This window comes from Kaarinaea lacus (assembly GCF_975902315.1).
On sequence record NZ_CDLKIE010000430.1, the window covers coordinates 1 to 3,033 of the forward strand.

A 3,033-nucleotide genomic window follows, 5' to 3' on the forward strand; every position below is an offset into this window, starting at 1 on the left:
ATACTGACCTACCCAATAACAATCGATCAGTTGAATGATGAGTTATCATTCATGGTAGAGTACTTCTCCAAAAAAGGCATTGATAAATGCAGTTTACTTTTTGGTTCTGCGTGGGGTAATGAATACTATACCTGCAACGATTGGTTTGAAGAAGAAATAGAATTAAAAAAGCTAATTCAAAAAATTAAGGAAGTAGAAGCATCTGGTATCGGGGCAATTGGTCGCGATGATTTATTTATAAAATTATCAGGGCTTCAGTTTAGATTTTGTAATGACTCCGATGTGCATATTTACTTTTCTAAACATAATGAAGATATCGAGTATTTTTACTCTCGTTGGAAACAGCTAGGTTATCAGCCCGCGGAATGGTTGAAAAACCAGGAGAAAGGCCCAGGCGAAAGGGTGAGGTTTAATTAGTGCCTGACAATTGGCGCAACGCCGCTCCATCCGGTCGACTGGACCTCGGGGACGCTTCGCACCACTCAGCAGTTTATGTCGATCGTTACACGCATTTGCTCCTGCTATGAAACAATTATCGCTCATATTGATAGCTTTAAACTTAGCTAGCTGTACACTTGTGGGTGGAGGTGGGTCAATCACACCGGAGCAACAAGCAGCGCGCAATAAGAAGGTACAGGTGGCTGTCGCTGAAATAGTCGATCCACTTTTTGCAACAATTGAATCTGCCTGTGGATATCGAAAGGCATATAGTGAATGGCCGGTCCTTAATTCACAGGAAGATAGTAGTGAGAGTTTCGAAATAGTATCTATCAATGCAGAAGAAGAACAACTGGAAACGGTTTTTAAATTTAGAAAGCTAAGTTACTTGTTAGATGTGAAGATACTCAACAAGAATGAAGAAAATACTGGCAAAGAATGTTACGTATACATAAACGGAGTCAATGCTAATGGTGACAGCTTGTTTAAAAGTGAAGGCACATATGTTTTAGGCGAAAGTATGATATCAAAAGACGAAAAGGTAGCGTATGCGAGAACATTCATGTTGTTCAATACTTTTGCAAATTTCGCAGCACAAAGCGAACAAAGTAGTGAAAAGCAAATCAATGAGAAGTCCAGCGCTGGCGCAGAATTTCTTGGTGTGATTGGTGGGGCAGTTCTAAAGGTTAGTATATGTATTCTTTTAAATGTTGAGCCTGGGAATTGCCGGTAAATTTACACATTTAAAAGCATAAAAATAGATAGCGAGACAATTGCTGAACCTGGTCCAAATTTATTGCTTCATCAATCAGTCCAGTAGATTTCTTTCCTGAATGTGAAATTACCATCTTACTTTGCAAGTTTGTAATATCGATAATATCAATATGATGTTGCGTGTAACTTAAATAGTACGGTATTTTTTATGCCTTAAACACTGACCGATATTATTTAAATCAATGAAATGCTTTCTATTTGCTGTGCTGTTGACAGCTATCAATGTCATTAATGTGCTTTTGTTGTTAAATATATAAAAATAAAAAGAATATTAGCGAATTTTGTGTCAATATAATTTGACGCTATAGGTTGACTGAATACGAGGCATTCTCGTGTTGACCGTGCGAAGTAAAATATCGGTGTTATTTATCAATGCACCATGCGTTGAAACCCTGTTATATGTGTTTCGGCGCCAATTCAATTTTGCACACTTGTATCCTTTTTGGTTGTTCCACGAGAATCCCGAAAATTCATCTGATATTTGTTGATGCGTTTCGCTTAAGTATTCAATCATCTCTCCATTGTTGCAGATACAAACGCCGTTTACAGGGCTGTTGTATTTTACTTAAGGAGGGCCTGAAAATGTTACAAGCATACAATAGACTATTACGCTATCTAGGGTTGATGACTATCGTTGTTTTTGGTGTTATCAGCACTCTGGGCACAAATGGTGATGATGGTGATGGTGTGACTCCAGTTACTTATACTGGGCTAGAGACCCAGGCGCTCATTACGGCAGACAACGCGCAACCACTTGGTGATGTCGCATTCGTGGGCGTTACGGCGGGCTCATTTGTTTCGATTGCCATCGATCAACAGGCACCTGATGATGGAAGTCGCACTACTCCAGTAATCACGATTGCAAGGTTGTTGCATAGCGTGCTGGGAAATATCGATTCCAGTGATGACTTAAGACTGTCCCCAACGGGATGGATTGAGACCGAACCACCATTGCCGGGTCTATGTGGTGGCTCTGTTAGCGGTAGTTCGGAAGTCAATGAAACCGATCGTAGCTTCACTGGAACTATAATTTTTAATCAGTGGTGCAATTTTGGCTTTACTATGAACGGGACTGTCCCTTTCAGTGGAATGTGTGATGCGGCGACATTTGATCCTGCTACCCAGACATGCGACATCATAGATTACGCAATGGAATTCACGAATTTTAACGCTCGTGAAGAGGGATATTCCGAAACAATGAGTGGGACGCTGGCTTCAACGGTTACAGCCGCCGGTTACGAAACAACGCTAAACCTGGTAATGCGCCTGGACTACGAGAAAGTGACCTTCAAATGGGAGGATTACAAAACTGTCGCCACAGTAGATTCCCCGCCGGGATATGATTCGGTCGTGGTGACAGGAAAAGCGTATCACCCGGAATTCGGTTACGCTGTTGTTTCAACGCCTACGCCAGTTGAGTTTTACACTGATTCCCTGGACAGCCCACCACTGACAGGTGTTGCGCTGCTAACGGGTGATGTTGGTGCGAGTGGATCGACTACAGCTACTTATACGTTTATAGATTCCAACTCGTTCCAGATTGCCGTTGACACAGATGGTGATAGCGTTACTGATGTTACCTGGAATTGCTCGTGGAATACTGGCGACTGTATATAAATTGAGTCTACCGACAGGGTATTGTCAACTTCGCTAGCTAATAATGGGCTTACTGTTTTTGGTAAGCCCAGTCGTCACGCATAAACCATAACCAAAGTATTTAAAATCAAAGTATTTAAAATTAAAGTATTTAAAATAAGGCATCTAAATCTTGTAATTCCCATTTGGTCGTTGTCGTGGACTAGTTCGCTCGCACACTGGATA

Annotated in this window: 3 protein-coding genes; all 3 read left to right on the forward strand. The window is 41.3% G+C overall.

The genetic code is table 11. From position 1 onward, the window contains the following. On the forward strand, window positions 1-417 hold a 417-nt coding region (locus ACWVCM_RS13535; protein WP_455202291.1), incomplete at its 5' end, for a hypothetical protein. A gap of 106 nt (window positions 418-523) precedes the next feature. Next, window positions 524-1,171 (forward strand): hypothetical protein, encoded by a 648-nt coding sequence (locus tag ACWVCM_RS13540; RefSeq protein ID WP_455202292.1) that lies wholly within the window; start codon window positions 524-526, stop codon window positions 1,169-1,171. A gap of 623 nt (window positions 1,172-1,794) precedes the next feature. Continuing rightward, window positions 1,795-2,829: a hypothetical protein gene (locus ACWVCM_RS13545; RefSeq protein ID WP_455202293.1), complete on the forward strand. Its 1,035-nt coding sequence runs from the start codon at window positions 1,795-1,797 to the stop codon at window positions 2,827-2,829. Window positions 2,830-3,033: the final 204 nt, after the last annotated feature.

Excerpts from the sequence above, each read along its gene's own strand:
- ACWVCM_RS13540 (WP_455202292.1), top strand. The coding sequence starts at position 524 with ATGAAACAATTATCGCTCATATTGATAGCTTTAAACTTAGCTAGCTGT.
- ACWVCM_RS13545 (WP_455202293.1), top strand. The coding sequence starts at position 1,795 with ATGTTACAAGCATACAATAGACTATTACGCTATCTAGGGTTGATGACT.